1 pseudogene is annotated in these 274 nt (G+C 74.5%); it reads right to left on the bottom strand.

The features are described from left to right. Window positions 1-226 (bottom strand): annotated as a pseudogene (locus tag QWY29_RS20520) (LysR family transcriptional regulator); the annotation flags it as partial. Window positions 227-274 lie beyond the last annotated feature (48 nt).

The raw sequence follows: 274 nt of genomic DNA, 5'->3' as shown, positions 1-274 counted from the left end.
ACGCGGTCGCTTGGCCCGGCACCAGCATCTCGCCGCGGAAGCTGAAGTCGACGGCCGGCAACTCCTCGCGCAGGGCGCGGGCCAGGCTCGGCAGCAGGCTGTACGTCGCCGACCCGACACAGCCGACCACGAGCCGGCCTTCGAGCCCGGCGCCGATCCGTTGCGCCTCGGCGCTGGCGGCATCGACCGCAGCGAGGACCTCGCGCGCCCGCTGCAGGAACGCCACGCCTGCGTCGGTCAGGTCGACCCGGCGCGTGGTGCGGTGCAACAGCTC

Origin of the sequence: Nocardioides abyssi (genome assembly GCF_030412915.1) — a bacterium.
Lineage (GTDB): Bacteria > Actinomycetota > Actinomycetes > Propionibacteriales > Nocardioidaceae > Nocardioides > Nocardioides abyssi.
This window is presented reverse-complemented; position numbering and strand designations above follow the sequence as displayed.